The sequence below is a fragment of the Companilactobacillus sp. genome (assembly GCF_022484265.1).
Taxonomy (GTDB): domain Bacteria; phylum Bacillota; class Bacilli; order Lactobacillales; family Lactobacillaceae; genus Companilactobacillus.
Map to the genome: position 1 here is coordinate 1,724,736 of NZ_JAKVLR010000001.1, position 15,701 is coordinate 1,740,436.

Genomic DNA, 15,701 nt, shown 5'->3' on the forward strand with positions numbered 1-15,701 from the left:
AAAAGGGAATTTATGAGCAATAAAGTATTCACACGTGTCATCTATGGCCTCTTAGTTGTAGTTGGACTCTCATTCATTGCCCTTGGTATTCTCAATACTTCTTGGGGACACTCAGTACTCATGGGCCACTATGTTGACTCTACAGAAGATATTTCTAAGTCTAAGTTGAAATCTAACAAGAAGATACCAACTAGTTTTGATGCTTCAAAAAGTAAAAGCAGTATCTACCAGTGATCTCTTAGCTTCTTATCGCGGGGATAAAAACGTTATCGGATTTATGTCAATTCCAAGTAGAAAAATAAAGAATCAGATTTATAACGGTTATGGTGATAACGGTCAAAACATGCTTTACGAGGTCTCAACAATGAAACCTGAACAAGTAATGGGCGCAGGTAATTATGCTTCGGCGGTACATTACATGGATGGGAACACAGTTTTTCATAATTTACACAACGTAAACTTTGGTGACATGGTCTACTTAACTGATCTGAACCTTATCTATAAATATAGGGTCACTAAGAAGATCGGTAAGAAGTCACCATATAATACTGATGTGATCAAGGATTGACCGGGAGAACAGACAGTGACGATGATCACATGTGCTGACTATGACAATGGTATCCAGCACGGGTCTATGCGAACGAAGGTCCAAGCTGAATTAGTTTCCACTTCTACCAGTTCTATCCAACAGCTCAAAAAACATCATTTATATAAATACTAATCTAAAAATTCAGAAATAAACATACTAAATTTAATAGGAAACCATAATCCCGTCGGATTAAGATTTCCTATTATGGTTAGTTTGTTTAATTAGGTGTTCGGATTAATTTTACAATTTATAATAATATATAAAGCGAATAAACGTATTTAGTTTTCATCACATATAATAAACTGAATATGTATATATTTTTTTGATGATGCATAAAACAATAAAGATTAACTAGTTTTTGAAAAATAATATGTGCAATGGGCAAGCAGGAGGATGATAAATATGAATGACCAAAATATACAAAATTCAGTGCTAAATGTGATTGTGGCCATACTCAAGCCGATATTAAGTCCATCAGGATTACCGAGCAATTGATTAACGAATGTTGTTTATTGATTCCGGAAAGCTAAAAATTTGGTTGTATTATTAATTCTCTTTGCTGAAAAATCTTTGGTTTTTTATTGATTGTTTTAATTGTAATTTAAGGCGAAAAGGGTAACAAATTAAATCAAAATGATAATATGATTTTTGTAAAACGGTATTTATAGAAAATCGTTTACATTTACGAATTAACCAAAATAGACGACATTTCAAACATGTGTCGTCTATTTTAATAAAAATGAAAGGATATTCTATTGTAAAATTCAATATGTCTGTTTTTTGATAAGCACTAGATTAGTGATTAGCAACAGAGTTTGAAATGAAATTCCACTCATTATCTATTTTCTGATTTTCTGTGGTGGACGTGTTCTTTGCATCAAAATCATATGCGATTTTTGCAGCATTAAAATGTTCATTACTGTAATCAGTAGGAAGCTCATTTTTATCGTAATTTAACGTTCCCCAATACAATAAGTTTGATGCCTGTTGAAAGTCTCCGGTTAACTTATTATTACTAGATGAAGCCTTAACTGACGACGCTGATGATACGGACAAAAACAGTAAAATTGAAAGTGTTCCCAATAAAAAGGAGACTCTTATTCTTTTCATATTTTTTCTCCCTGTTCAAATAGTCTATGTAGATTGTCTTTTTTGATAAATAATAGCTTCGAAATTGTTGTTGTGCGAATTATTTGTCAAATTAAATATTAATTAAATAGTGATGGTTGAAGACAATATGCCTCTGAACCACCTACGGTAAGACATGAATAATAAATAGTTGCTGCATTATCTAAAGAATTTACATACATGGATAAATCTCCCCCCCTTGTTTATTTATAAAATTATGATAACCCTTTTTCCGATTCGTGTCATTTAGTAGCAGTTTTTAGTCCAATCAGCAGACAAAATCGAACACATGTTTTACAATGTTACATGCATGTGAAAGGTGGTGGGTCGAATTGGCTACTAAAATTGGTATTCGGACTTTAGTTGAATTTGTTTTGCGTAGTGGCGACTTGGTGGAGTCCAAGGGTGGTCAAAATACGGCCTTAATGGGTGCTAAGATCCATCGCCGGATTCAGGGAACACGTTCAGAGAACTACGAAAGCGAAGTTTATCTGAAAAAAACTGTCACGATGAATGGTCAAGATTACGACGTGTCAGGTCGTGCTGACGGGATTTTGATTGAAGATGGTCAAGCGATGATCGAGGAGATCAAAACGTCTGATCAAAAGTTCGCCGACATCAGCGACAACACGATGGAACTGTACTGGGGTCAGGTCAAAGTATACGGCCACATCTTGCTCGAGGACCATCCGGAGTTTGACGATGTCACTCTAGAACTAACTTACATTCAAGTCGACGAAGAAAAGACTACCCAAGTTGAAAAAACTTTTTCGCGTGAAGAACTAGCTAAATTTTTTGAAAAATTAATTACTGAGTATGAATTTTGGCTGAAATTACGTGCTGATATGCGCAAGACTCGCAATGAGTCGATCGTACCGATGCCATTTCCATTTCCAGAATTTCGAACCGGGCAGCATGAGCTTGCGGCTGCAGTGTACAAGACGATTTGTCTGAAAAAACGTTTGTTTGTTGAAGCGCCAACGGGAACCGGTAAGACTATCTCGACTCTGTTTCCTGCCGTCAAGGCAATGGGTGAGGACCGAATCGAGCGATTGTTTTACTTAACGGCCAAGCAAAGCACGCGCCACGTGGCTGAAGAAGCTATCGAATTGATGAGCGAAAAAGGTTTGAAGTTAAAGAGCATCACTTTGACTGCCAAGGAGCAGATCAGATTTCCGGAAGAAAAAGATCTGTTGCCGGAAAAAAATCCTTACATGATTGGCTACTATGACCGATTGAAGCCAGCTTTGAAGGACATCTTAGTTCATGAAAACAGCATCACCCGACCGGTGATTGAGCGATACGCTAAAAAACATACGTTGGATCCATTTGAATTCTCGTTGGATACTTCGCTTTTTTGCGATGTCATTATTTGTGACTACAATTATTTGTTCGATCCGTTGGTCTACTTGCAACGATTTTTCACTGAAAAAGACGACGACAATTTCTTCTTGATTGATGAGGTCCACAACTTGGTCAGCCGTTCGCGGGACATGTATTCTGCCGAGGTAACTAACGTTGGGATAGATGAGTTGCTGAAGCAGGCTGCTGCTCAGAAGAAAGGGACTAAACGTCTGCAAACGCAGCTGAAAAAAGTCGATAAAGCCTTTAGCGACATTAAGGTCACGCTTGAGATTTTGCATAAGACGGACTTAGTGACAGCTGACGTACCGAAAGATTTGATCAAGATCCTCAATAAGTTTAATGAGTTCATTACTGACTGGTTAAAAGACCGAGAGCAGACTGATTTTGTCAAAGCTGTTCGCGATTACTTTTTTGCGTGTCTGCAATTCGTTAAGATCAATGGATTTTATGACGATACTTATCAAACACGGATCGTTGTCGACGGCGACAAGGTTTCAATCAAACAGATCTGTTTAGATCCGAGTTATTTCTTGGATCAGTCAATGAAATTAGGTTCCGGTGCCGTGCTGTTTTCAGCCACGTTGTCGCCAATGGACTATTATCAAAACGTGTTGGGTGGTATCGACAATAGTTTGGCGTATCAGTTGCCATCGCCATTTCCAACCAACAATCAAGAAATTTTGGTCACGCAATTTATTCAAACGACTTATTATCAACGCGAAAGCAATGAACCTTATATCGTGGCAAGTTTATACGACTTGATCAAGGCTAAACAGGGCAATTATCTATTCTTTTTCCCATCATATGGTTATTTGAGACAGATCAGGACTACTTTTGAAAAAGAGCATCCAGAGGTCGAAACGATTGCCCAAGAATCTGCCATGGATGCGCAAGCTCGACAGGACTTCTTAGATAAGTTTCAAAAAGATCCCGACCAAACGTTAGTTGGATTTGCTGTATTAGGTGGAATCTTTTCTGAAGGTATCGACCTGCGTGGAGACCGTCTGATCGGCGTAGCGGTTGTTAGTGTCGGGTTGCCTGGATTGAGTGCCGAGAATAACTTATTGAAAGAATATTATGACAATGAAAACGGACAAGGATTTGCTTATGCCTACCAGTTGCCAGGGATGAACAATGTTTTGCAGGCTGCCGGTAGATTAATTAGAAGCGCCCAGGATGTGGGCATAATCTTGTTGCTCGACCAGCGTTTTGCCAGCCAACGTTACGTTCAACTTTTTCCACAGCACTGGCACGGGTTCAAACGGATCTCATCCTTGAAGAGATTGAACGAAGAGATCAACAACTTTTGGAAAAATCGAGGTGAGTCGCATGAAGACTAAATTGACGAAAAATTTGGAGAGTACGCTGTATCAATATTGTTACGAACAACAAGCATATGTGGTCGAAGAGGTGTCGATGCCTGATAAAAAAGGAATCGTCGATACTTTGAGCTATCAGCAATTGCCGGATGGTTCGATCGAGTGGCGTTGCTACGAATTAAAGGTCACTAAATCTGATTTTCATTCTAAGGCTAAGCTGTCGTTTATCGGCAATTACAACTATTTCGTGCTCCCGCAAAAATTATATGAAGAGGTTGCCGATGAAATCCCCAGTCATATTGGCGTTTTGATCTATCGTGAATTCGATAAAAAAGCGATGGATCTAGCACCGCAGACTTTGCGTGCTCCTGGATTTTTAACGGTGGCTAAAAAAGCTCAGTATCAAGACTTACAGGTGGATGAAAAACAATTGACTAGTCACTTTGTGGCCTCGCTTTTTCGAGAAGTTGACAAGGCTAAGAAGGTTGAAAAAGGTCTGCAATTATATTCAGATGACAAGTTGTTCAAGGAACTGAAGAAACGCGCCAAAAAGGGCTATGACATCTATAAACCAGATCACAACTTGTACGACCGCTTTATCGATGACACGCAAACGGATGCCGTGGATGCCTTACAAGAAGAGCTCGATGCCAGAAATGCTGAGTATCAGGAGTTAAAACTCAAGTACGAGGAACTGGTTCACCCTAATTTGGAGGGTAAAGTATGAGTTATTATCCATATTTACGCGGCCGGATGTATGACCTGCTGGCCTTACGGGAAGCTTGCGAGGAGGGCGACTTGGGCCAAGACATTATTCCAGTTATTGAACCGGTCAGAGACTCTAAGGAGTTACAGCAGACAGTCCAAGTTTTGATTGACCACGAACAGCCATTTAGCGTCGTTGCAAACCCTCAAGTCAGCGTTTATGGTCTCAACGATACCAAGCTGTATCCACTGCCAGACTTGACTCAGTATCCATTTTTCCATCCGAGCGCTATTCTGGCACCGGATTTCAGTAGCGAGTTTCTTGCTGCAAGTGAAGGTCAGACTAGTTTTTTAATAGCGAAGAATTACGAACTGCTTAAAGCTTATGAGAACTCACGCATTTTGAAAAAAGTTAGCGGAGTCATGATTCCGGAAGTTGCTCGACTGCATCAAATTGTCGGGTCTAAGGCAATCTCGCTGACTGATCCACTTGCGTTTGTTCCGCATGTAGAAGATTACGCAGAAATTGACGATGAATTTTTCGAATCTGCCAATTGGTACCAACAAATCGATAATTACCAAGGATTTGGCGATTACTCGATGGTCGGCAGCGTCTATTTCGACAAGGGATTCGCTTCTCGGGCGATAGCTCTGCACATTATTTACGTCACTAAAGACGGCAGTTTGCGGATCCATCACTTCGTGTCTGACAGTAACGAAACGATGAGTGGCCAGAAAGATAAATTTTTCGAAGCTTTGAAAAAATTAGTCTTGTGGGCGCCTGACAACTTGAAGGGATTAAACGACACGACGGCGTTACGTGAATTGTTAGCCTACGACCAGCAGACGAAGTTCCCCGGACTGGGCAAAGTTAAGAAACTTTCGCTCAAGCATCATTTCCAATTAATGCATCGATTATTCGAATTGAAGGCAAACAAATAACCCAACCTTGCGGTTGGGCTATTTTTGTAAGCAGAGCTTATTTACCAGGGTGCCAGATCTTTTGGTCCAATGGAGCTTGGCCATTTGGAGCAGGTTTAGCAGCTTGTTGTACAGCTTCGTGGAATTGGTTTGGGAAATTGTTCATGTTAGTTACCTCGTTTTATATTTTTGATTGTTTTGTTTAAAGTTTTAGTTTGGAATTTAAATTAAGAATTGTAAGTGTTCAGTCTGACTATATATGTGGGTGTTCAAATGACACTTACGGCCTCTTAAAATTATTTACCAGGGTGTAGCAATTTTTGGTCGATTGGAGCTTGACCGTTTGGAGCAGGTTTTACAGCTTGTTGTAGTGCTTCGTGGAATTGGTTAGGAAAGTTATTCATAGTTAGTTACCTCGTTTTATTTTTATTATTAACGCAATGGGCGTGTAAATTTTTGATCTAATGGAGCTTGGTGGTTTGGTTGTGGCTTTGCAGCTTGTTGTACAGCTTCGTGAAATTCATTTGGGAAATTATTCATAGGATTATCTTCTTTCGGTTTTTTATCTAGGGGAGGGGGAATGCATTATCTATCTTTTAAGTTAGGGCGTTTTGAAAAAATTATTTACCAGGGTGCAATAGCTTTTGGTCGATTGGAGCTTGACCGTTTGGAGCAGGTTTTACAGCTTGTTGTAATGCTTCGTGGAATTGGTTAGGAAAGTTATTCATAATTTATATCCTTCTTCGTTTTTATTTTGTGGGTTTATGAGCTTGAGGGGAAATGCTATCTATCACGATATGTTAATTATTTACCAGGGTGCCAAATCTTTTGGTCCAATGGGGCTTGACCATTTGGTGCAGGCTTTACTGCTTGATTTAATGCTTGGTGGAATTGGTTAGGAAAGTTATTCATATTGATTACCTCGATTTATTTTTTTTAATAGTTGTTTAAATATCTCTGTATCTAATTAACGTTTGATGATTATTTGTTGCTGAAGTATTTTGATTCTTTGATTAATGCAATTGTTGCAGTTGGGAATGATTTGAATGATTCTGTTTCATATGTTGTTTTGTCAAAATCTGGATAAGTCTGTTTCATAATGTTTCTCCTTGTTTGATGTAATTATTTTTTAAAAGTAAGTTTAATATCATTTTTAGTAGCAAGTGGTTTGTTGTTTCCTCCTTGCTATGTGTTACATTATTGCGTCTGAAGCTTTAAAGTCCCTTAAAATGATGTAGACATTTTGTGAAGATGATGTGAATAAAAAAACAGCCATCAAGAGATGGCTGTTTTGAAGGTAATTTATAGTGACCAAGTAAAGTTCCAAGATATTTTTGCATGATAATTACCATTATTAATACTTACCCCGGTTGTTTTTAGTCTCAGACCTTGACCAATTTTCCATTGAATCGGGTTAGGGGAATCTCCATATTTGATGGTTTCAATTGGAATGGAATTACCGTGATTAGTTTCAAGTTCGTTATGCTTGTCATAATAAACAAAAGACATTGGCAATCCAGGTTCGAATTTTTTGTTTTTATAAAAAGCATTAGAAAATGAGAACGATAATTTAAATCCAGTCCTATCTTTAGGCTCACGATCATCTTTAAAATCTAGAACAGTCCCCATATCTTGTGGACTATATCGATTAATTAATTGGGGAAATGCGATGTTAAAGATTTTAAACCGTAATTCCTTAGCTTTAGCGATAAGAGTTTTGACGGTTGGTTTAGAATCAGGCTTAAAAGTCGCAGTATTTTTCATAAAATTGACTTTAAAATCATCGTCTTTATCTTGATATTTATTGATTTTATAGACAGGATTATATTCAGCCGAAACATCCGATTCGTCAACGTGATTTACTTTATCATAAATATCAATGCTATCCTTATAGTTATTATCTAATGCCCGGTTGATAGTTATGGTTTGTCGGCCATTTGAATCTTGAATGACTGAGTAAGTATTATTTTTGTCGGTAACTTTAGCTACTTCTTTTAATATAATTGATGATGCATTTGGTTTTTGTGTAACAAGGGAAATATGGTCTAAGGATTCATTACTGGATGTTGTAAAAGTAAGATATCCCAAATTATTAAGCTTTGTTACGTTATCTGTTGACTGATTTTGCAAAGTTAAGTGATGAATCAATGTGTCCCCCTTAATGACGTCTTTTACTTTTACGGCGTCCTCGTCAGTACTGCTATCTTGAATTACTTTGTTTCCGTTTCGTTGAAGTTCGATTGATTGGGTACCATTTATTTCTGGATAGGAATTAATCAAGTTGAATAGAGCCTTATTTGTAAGATATTGATAGTAATGATTTCCTTTGCTATCAGTGAATCTTCTGGCAAGAAAAAGCGATCCTGGGTCGGGCCATTTTTTAATAGCCTTTGCATAAGATTTAATGGTTAGCCCACTAACAGTGACAACGGAGTTATTGATTACATGAACACTACCAGGACTCAAAGTTAATGGTCCACTATCTGCACCAATATCTAAACACCAAAATAAGTTGGTATGAATGTCATTGAGTTCTTTTTTCAGTGAATCCATTTGATCCAATATAGGACCTTGTAAATAGAAATAAGCATCTTGTCCGATAAATAGATGCGATGGTCCTGTTAAATTTTTTGAAATTGTAAAAATTAAGGGAGTCGATTTAACTGTCTCCTTTCCCTCATCATCTACATACGTATATACTTGAAATTGACCATTTTCTGCTTGGTTATTTACCGATAAAGTACCATTTTGATCAATAGATACGTATTTATAGTCATTACCAGTATATTCGGTTCCGTTACCATTATATTGGCGGACTTTAAATTTAATGTTCGGATAGTCAGTAGCTTCGTCGGGAAGATATGTGCTATTAATATGAAATTGCTGATTATCAGTAGGACCATCGGTATAGATATGTTGACTATCTTCCGATCCAATCGAGAGTGATTGAATATTAATAGGAGTACCTTCTATTCTGATAGTTGCAACGTTAGACCAAAGTGTTCCACCACTAACAGGAAGATCACATTCTTCTTGGTAGTAAAGTGTTTTAGGTTTAGTAGAAGGGTTAATCTGTAAATTTGGGGGATTAGGAGTATTCGAAGACGTTGCTGCGATTGACCAGTGATTTCCGTTGTCGCTAGTCACATACCAAGTAAAGGTTGGATACTTATATATGTTTATACTGGTATGATAAACCGGCTTTATGCCGGGAAGTGTAATAGATTCGTTTAAACCAATGGTTCGATCTTGAGGTTGATCTTTAAATCCTGGACGAAATATAACTGTTCCGAAAGCTGTCGATATTGGTTCAGGAGAAGGAATTCTGCCTTTAGGCAGGATAACACCTTCAGGAACACCATTAATACTATCGCGGTTGGTCCAGGTTGATTGATTCCTAATGAAGTTATTTTCAAAATTGCTCTTATAGTGGACAGCTGATTGTAATTCATTAGTGGAATCAACATTTGAGTCATTGTTTGATGAATATTCATTTTTCCTTTTCCGACTATTATTTCTTGAGGCGTTTTTTTGTGGATTTGGAATCGCTGTTGCCATACTGCTAGACGAGGGAGATAGTACACCTCCTAAAATTAGCAAAATGATGATTCCGTATTTAATCAATTTGGCATCATCAATTCGGATATTCATCAAAAAACACCACCTTTCGTCATATATAAATACAAATTCAGTATAGAATTGATATAAAGAAATAAAAGGTGGATTTTTGTATAATTCAATATTAATAAAACGATAAAAAGAAAGCCTTAATAACGTGAGACACCTCATAGTTGTTAGATAACTATCTGACGATTGTGAGGATTTTTTGAATGAACATGAAAAAAGCCACATCATTTCTGATGTGACAAATAACTTAATGCTGTAATGTTTGATTAAACGATTTTGTTGATTGCCTAATGATTTCAATTATTAAACAGAGTCTGAATAGGTCCATGTTAGTTGCGATGAGTACGTTCCGCTTGGGAGGGTTCCTTCGCCAACTTGTAGCTGCAGGCCTTGGGTTTTCTTCCATTTGATCGGCTGCAAGTCCTCGCCATTTTCGGTTTGTTCCAAAATCACTTTGTGATCAGCAGAAGGGACTAGCTCGTGATTCCCGTCAAAAAATTCAAATGAGAGCGGGAGCTTGATGGGATTGTTATCCTTATCTAGAAAATTGTTGGAGTAATCTAACGAAATTGTGATGCCGGATTTCTCTTTTCTAGTATCCACGAAGGTCAAAACGTCTTGATTGCTAGCTGGAGTGACTCTGGAGATCGACTTTTTAGAAAAGTTGTTGATGGTTCCATAATCAAGATTTTGGGGATGCAATTCCAACGATTCCTCGGAATTCCCACCAGTCGGGTCAGGTAAGAAGGTCGCCTTGACGGGTAAAAAGTCGACTGAGTAATGTTTTGAAACGAATTCGTCGATTATATAGGTAGGTTTGTATTCAAAAGATGGTACTTTGTACGCTCCAACGTCAGTCGTGACTTCAACTGTGACCGGATTGGTGTCGGACAACGTTAATGGAATCTGGATATCGTTTTGGCCAGCTGATTGCGTGATCTGTAAATCACTTTGTGGCACCACTTTGTCGCCAATTTTTACTTCGTTGACAGTTTCTTGTGGAGCCAGTGGAATATCAAGATGTCCAAGTTTGCCGAATTCTTTGGCATCCGGAGATTTGTTAGTCAGCGTATATTTGTGCGATAATTTATCGCCCTTTACAACGTTAGTGGCCTGTGAATCGTTAGTCAAACCAGTACTGCTGTTGGATTCCTTAGAAATTGTCTGCTTGGCGTCAATGACTGGCATACCCTTGATAATATTAAAAACTAGATGGTTAGATTCAATCGTTTTAGGATGCTTAGGGTCAGCAGGTTTTGTTTCAGTGACTGTCGCATAAATAATTGCTCCATCATTGATCATATATACGTAGTGCGGCGGCAAGTTGCAGACAGTCCCGAAGTTCTCGGTTAAAGGAATCGTGATACCTTTTGAGATCAAGAACCACTTTACTTTATAGTCCTGAGAATTCTTCGCATCGCCATGCAGCTCAAAGATGGCATTTTGGCCTGGAAAAATATATTCAGGACCAGTCAACATTTTTTTAACATAGATAGTTTTAGAACTGGAAACATTATTGATGGTCGCTGTGACGTCAAATTGACCCGTTTTTGCCTGTCCATTCACGGTTATTTCACCAGTGACTGGATCGACTTTCCCCATGCTAGGATCACTGGAAGACCAGCGAATATTGTTGATGTCAGTGGCATCGTTTGGAGTAACCGTCGCATGAGCAAAAATCGACTGATCCTCATCTTTTTCATTAACGTAAACAGTATCTTCGTCAGTATCGACCTTCAAACCAGTCGTTGGAACTTCTTTTCCGGTGAAGTGGACGGCGGCAACGGTAGAAAATAGCAGTGGATTGAGATCTTTGGGCATTACCTGGCAAGTATCTTGGAAATACACCGTTTTTGGAGTTTCAGAGCTCACCGTTAAGTCAGGAGAGTTGCTATTATCGACGGGATTCCAATGTTGACCCTCATCCTCAGAGTAGAACCACTGATGCTCATCGTGTCCATACAAGTCACTGGCACTATTTCGAGCCACCGTAGTATGAATCGTAACTTTCTGATTTAACTCAGCGTAATAGTCGGGCTTTGGTTCCAGTTGAAAGCCCGCTTTGAAATACCACCCCAGAACTGGAAAAACTTGTTCGGAAGGCTTTCCATATGGTCGCACTTCTGAAGATGATAGTTTGCGCTCAGTAATAGGAGAGTCGCCGACATTTTGCGTCTGTACAGTACCTTGATCAGGAACGGTAATATCAGTGGCATCGCCTAGTAATACTGGGATTGAAAGAAAGAATAACGTTAAAACTGGTAGAAATTTTAGACTACAAATCCGTTTGAGAAATCCCCAAATGTGGTTAAACATGAAGTATCCCCCTCATATCTGATTACTTTAGCTGATTTGTAGTATAGGCTTAGTTCAATGATGATGGTATGTCGAAATATTTGTATTGGAATATTCCGCTTGAAAATAAATATTTATAAATATGTACAACAATTATTAATAATGATTATTTTTACCAAATTTCAAACAGAATAAGCAATAGTCCATGATAATACAGCTTTATACGAACCATTTAAGATCTTGGTGTCATCTATTGCTAATTTCAGACCGTTTGATTTTGACCAATGTATTGAAGAAAGCGGCTCTCCCAATTTAGTTTCTATGATTGTTTCGGGTTGATCAGTCACGGGTGTATGATTTTTAAAAAAAATCATATGCATCGGTGCAATTATTTTTGAATTATTTTGATTAACAAATTTTCCAGAATAATCTAATAATAATTTAACAGGTTGTTTGTCTTTTCTTTCATCATTGAAACCAATGATTTCATCAGTGTCATCAGGTGATTTACGCTCAAAAATCGCTTTTTTGTATGGTAATATTTTTCCAAAATCGATTGGATGAGTTATTATTTTTAAATCTGGAGAAGCCAGAGAATCTCCGAAATATGCATACGTTTTTGGAAAATCAATATCGTGCGGTTCAATTGAATTTATGCTTTGTAATTTATTCGCTGGAACACTCAACATTGATTTATATTCAAATTTATTTTTAACAGGATCGATGTACTTGATTTTCGTTTTAACTTTTATAGTATGGAAATCATTCTTATTCATTTCCTCTTCAGGAATTGTGATTTTAAACTGCAGTAGATTGTTTTCATCGGGGTTCCAGTGTTTTTCAACAGTATCAAATGATCCCGTAATTACGGACTCATTGGGAGATAATGGTAAGGTGATAAAAGCGTCAGTTTTACCATACAAGCTTTGGATAGGACTTTTATTTTTAAATTGAAGTGTGTGAGTTAAAGTATCGTCTTTTTTTACATGAATTACTTCATTGTTTGAAAAATTAGATTCCTGATTATCATTTGAAATTTTTTGAGTGGTAGCAAAGAGCGGGTAAATAGGAGTTATGTGTAAGGTTAATGGATTAGATTTGAACGAATTATTATATTCATGAACATTATTATGTTCGTCTGTATAATGTTCAGTTGTTTTATCAATGAATTCTACATAAATTTGTCCATTATTCAACTCATACGGAAACGTCAATGTAATATCCTTTAAATCGTCTGTACCTGGTATAATCTCATCGTCTGAGTTTTTGAGAGTATGCCACCGGACTTTGTATTGACTTGGATCATATTTAAATGAATCGTTAATCTTTAAATTTACTGGTTGGTCCTCAAAAATGGAATCAGTATTGCCATCCAAAATCCGGCTTATATAAAAAGTTTTCTTTTTGCGTATTTTAGTATTAGGTAACTCAGCTGTGACGTCTATTGGTCCTATTTTATTATTGTCATTAATTGTTAGATTTCCGGAAATTGGATCAATCGTGGCCAAATCATTGTCGTCTAATTTCCATCTAATATCATCTGTATTAGTGGCTCCTTCAGGATCTGTGATTACTTCAGGAAAATGAGATTGATTTTTAAATGCATCGTCTGTGAATAGTGAATTATTATAATTAAAATCAGTTATTTTTTTAATTCTTTGTTCGTCATTTACGACGTCTATTCTTGCAACGTTTGACCAAAGAGGTTCGTTGAAGTTCCTTGGCCAGACTTGTGCTTGCTGTTGAATATATAATGTTCCAGTTGTATTTGGAGCAGTAAATGTTAAATTTGGACCATCTTCATATTGATTTGTACTGTCTGAACCATCGCTTTTTGGAACTATATTCCAAGTTTTACCGTTATCTGCTGTGTACCACCATAAATATTTGTTTGGAATAAAACTGGCATCATTTTTTAATATACTTGTTTTTATTGTTAGTTGTTTTTTCTTTTGAACTATGTAAAGAGGTTTCGGCTGTAATTCGTAACCTGCTTTAAAATACCAAAAACCGTTTGCAATGGAAAATGCAGGTTTTGATGGTTTAACCTTCTGAACTGGCTTTTCTTTACCATGTTTTTTGGGATAGTATTTTATGATAACATCTGTAATAGTATCCACAATACTACCTCGTGTCTGATAATTCATATAAGGGTTATCAATGGTTGATGATCTCCAGTTGGATTCTTTGATATTTCCAGTTGCAACGTTTGAATTTTGAAGAAATGTTGTGCAAATAGTAATTAAGCATATGAATATCAAAATATTTAATTTAAATATTAAGCTATGCCTGAATTTGGTCCAAAATTGTTTTAAAGACATTTAGACACCACCAAATAACTAGAATAATTTGCTTTAAATTATAAATAAAGAACAAAAAATATAACATGGCTTATTTGGTATAAACCAATATCAAAAAAATTTTACAAAAAAAGAACCGATCCTCTCGGACCGGCTCTTTACCTGGGGTTGTTTATATAAATGAATGTTTATTAGTTAAGGTAAACTTGTGATTAATAACGTGTAACGTTATCAAAGAATTGTCCAACAGCTTGCACATCGTTTGCTGCTGTATGGATACCTGTACTAATACCTGCGCGTAATGAGTTTAAAATAATCATTGATTTGTTCCTCCTTCATTTGAACAAGTTCTATTATGCCGTTGGTTTCATAAACGAACCTTAAAAATGTGGAGTGTTCAAAAATTATTTTTTAAATTGATTTAATGAACTGGGCCATCTCTTCGGCTGAGTCGTCTGCTTGAGGCAGAACTCCGACTTGTGGCGCGAAGGCGTGGGCCATTCCGTTATATTGTACGAATCTGATATTGGTACCGTTGTCTTGGAGTTTCTGTGCGTACGATTCATCCTGAAGGCGGAAAAAGTCGTATTCTCCAACGATCATCAAGGTACTTGGTTTCTTTGAACTGGTGTCTGAATATAGTGGTGAAATCAGTCCATATCTCGGATCTTCATCATGTTGTAAATAGAATTGTCTCATGACCTGGTTTAGTTGCATAAAGAATTCACGGTAGTTATTACGGATAAAAATCTGGTCTTTCTTGATGGGATAAGCGTTAAGATCCCAGAGATCTTTAGTCTCATCATCATCTAAGGTAACAACGGGATATAGGAGCACATTTCCAACTGGAGCATTGTAGCCAAAGTAATTCATCATGTTGTTGACGGCCAAGGCGATGTTGCCTCCGGCTGAGTCTCCTCCAAGAATTACTTGGTCAACGCCGAGTTGTTTTTGAAAATATAAACAGACTGCAACACCATCTAAGATCCCCGACGGGTAGGGATGTTCAGGTGCAAGGTGGTAGTTAACATTTATAACTTGTGTATGGCTTTTTTCAGCTACCAACTTAAGCATGTCGCCGACGTCTCCAGTACTGCCTCCATAAAATGATCCACCATGGAAGTAGATGAAGGCTTTTTTTGGATCAGCATTTTGCGGGATTAGCTGTTCCATTGAAACGTCGCGGCCCCAGTACTCGATCTTCCGTTGAACATTCAATACGTCTTCGGTAGTCAAATCCTTAGAAGCTACACCGTTCCCAGAGCGTAGTTGTGCTAAATCTTCGGTCAAATCAGAAGCTTTTTTGAATTTTGCCAAGTCTGGCAACAACAATGGACTGTATTGTCCACCGGTTATGCCAGTGCTGACGGGTTTGACAAATTTTCTTAATTGACCATCAAATTCAGTGGTTGATCTTTTTAAGGCGTTAATAGTTTGTACGTATGACATATT

The 15,701-nt window shown here is 37.4% G+C and carries 10 protein-coding genes; 5 read left to right on the forward strand and 5 right to left on the reverse strand.

The window, feature by feature from the left end; all coding sequences use genetic code 11:
* Positions 1-12: 12 nt before the first annotated feature.
* Together LKF16_RS08250 and LKF16_RS08255 are read left to right on the forward strand one after the other, a co-directional pair.
* The gene (locus tag LKF16_RS08250; protein ID WP_291470416.1) at positions 13-234 is read left to right on the forward strand and encodes a hypothetical protein; all 222 of its coding nucleotides are present in this window, start codon (positions 13-15) and stop codon (positions 232-234) included.
* Positions 200-568 carry a class A sortase gene (locus tag LKF16_RS08255; RefSeq protein ID WP_291471070.1) on the forward strand — a complete coding sequence of 123 codons (369 nt, stop codon included), beginning with the start codon at positions 200-202 and terminating at the stop codon, positions 566-568. The genes LKF16_RS08250 and LKF16_RS08255 overlap by 35 nt, the downstream gene beginning before the upstream one ends.
* An 816-nt stretch (positions 569-1,384) precedes the next feature.
* Here LKF16_RS08255 and LKF16_RS08260 read toward each other — a convergent pair.
* Positions 1,385-1,699 (reverse strand): hypothetical protein, encoded by a 315-nt coding sequence (locus tag LKF16_RS08260; protein WP_291470418.1) that lies wholly within the window; start codon positions 1,697-1,699, stop codon positions 1,385-1,387.
* A 350-nt stretch (positions 1,700-2,049) separates the two neighbouring features.
* Here LKF16_RS08260 and LKF16_RS08265 point away from each other — a divergent pair, with 350 nt between their 5' ends.
* From LKF16_RS08265 to LKF16_RS08275, 3 genes are read left to right on the forward strand one after another with little or no spacing between them, the layout of a single operon-like run.
* A complete protein-coding gene (locus LKF16_RS08265; RefSeq protein ID WP_291470419.1) occupies positions 2,050-4,422 on the forward strand; it encodes an ATP-dependent DNA helicase in 2,373 nt (790 codons plus the stop codon).
* Positions 4,412-5,128, forward strand: a complete 717-nt coding sequence (locus tag LKF16_RS08270) for a hypothetical protein (protein ID WP_291470420.1) — start codon at positions 4,412-4,414, stop codon at positions 5,126-5,128. Before LKF16_RS08265 ends, LKF16_RS08270 begins: the two co-directional genes overlap by 11 nt.
* Positions 5,125-6,048: a sce7725 family protein gene (locus tag LKF16_RS08275; RefSeq protein ID WP_291470421.1), complete on the forward strand. Its 924-nt coding sequence runs from the start codon at positions 5,125-5,127 to the stop codon at positions 6,046-6,048. The genes LKF16_RS08270 and LKF16_RS08275 overlap by 4 nt, the downstream gene beginning before the upstream one ends.
* A gap of 1,281 nt (positions 6,049-7,329) precedes the next feature.
* Here the strand turns inward: LKF16_RS08275 and LKF16_RS08280 are convergent.
* From LKF16_RS08280 to LKF16_RS08295, 4 genes are all read right to left on the reverse strand, one after another.
* Positions 7,330-9,678, reverse strand: coding sequence for a hypothetical protein (locus LKF16_RS08280; protein ID WP_291470423.1), 2,349 nt, complete (start codon positions 9,676-9,678; stop codon positions 7,330-7,332).
* A gap of 279 nt (positions 9,679-9,957) precedes the next feature.
* Positions 9,958-11,970 (reverse strand): Ig-like domain-containing protein, encoded by a 2,013-nt coding sequence (locus LKF16_RS08285; protein WP_291470425.1) that lies wholly within the window; start codon positions 11,968-11,970, stop codon positions 9,958-9,960.
* A gap of 161 nt (positions 11,971-12,131) precedes the next feature.
* Positions 12,132-14,270 (reverse strand): hypothetical protein, encoded by a 2,139-nt coding sequence (locus tag LKF16_RS08290; RefSeq protein WP_291470426.1) that lies wholly within the window; start codon positions 14,268-14,270, stop codon positions 12,132-12,134.
* A 390-nt stretch (positions 14,271-14,660) separates the two neighbouring features.
* A complete protein-coding gene (locus LKF16_RS08295) occupies positions 14,661-15,698 on the reverse strand; it encodes an alpha/beta hydrolase (protein WP_291470428.1) in 1,038 nt (345 codons plus the stop codon).
* Positions 15,699-15,701: the final 3 nt, after the last annotated feature.

Excerpts from the sequence above, each read along its gene's own strand:
- LKF16_RS08290 (WP_291470426.1), bottom strand. The coding sequence starts at position 14,270 with ATGTCTTTAAAACAATTTTGGACCAAATTCAGGCATAGCTTAATATTT.
- LKF16_RS08250 (WP_291470416.1), top strand. The coding sequence starts at position 13 with ATGAGCAATAAAGTATTCACACGTGTCATCTATGGCCTCTTAGTTGTA.
- LKF16_RS08295 (WP_291470428.1), bottom strand. The coding sequence starts at position 15,698 with ATGTCATACGTACAAACTATTAACGCCTTAAAAAGATCAACCACTGAA.
- LKF16_RS08280 (WP_291470423.1), bottom strand. The coding sequence starts at position 9,678 with ATGAATATCCGAATTGATGATGCCAAATTGATTAAATACGGAATCATC.
- LKF16_RS08260 (WP_291470418.1), bottom strand. The coding sequence starts at position 1,699 with ATGAAAAGAATAAGAGTCTCCTTTTTATTGGGAACACTTTCAATTTTA.
- LKF16_RS08285 (WP_291470425.1), bottom strand. The coding sequence starts at position 11,970 with ATGTTTAACCACATTTGGGGATTTCTCAAACGGATTTGTAGTCTAAAA.
- LKF16_RS08255 (WP_291471070.1), top strand. The coding sequence starts at position 200 with ATGCTTCAAAAAGTAAAAGCAGTATCTACCAGTGATCTCTTAGCTTCT.
- LKF16_RS08270 (WP_291470420.1), top strand. The coding sequence starts at position 4,412 with ATGAAGACTAAATTGACGAAAAATTTGGAGAGTACGCTGTATCAATAT.
- LKF16_RS08275 (WP_291470421.1), top strand. The coding sequence starts at position 5,125 with ATGAGTTATTATCCATATTTACGCGGCCGGATGTATGACCTGCTGGCC.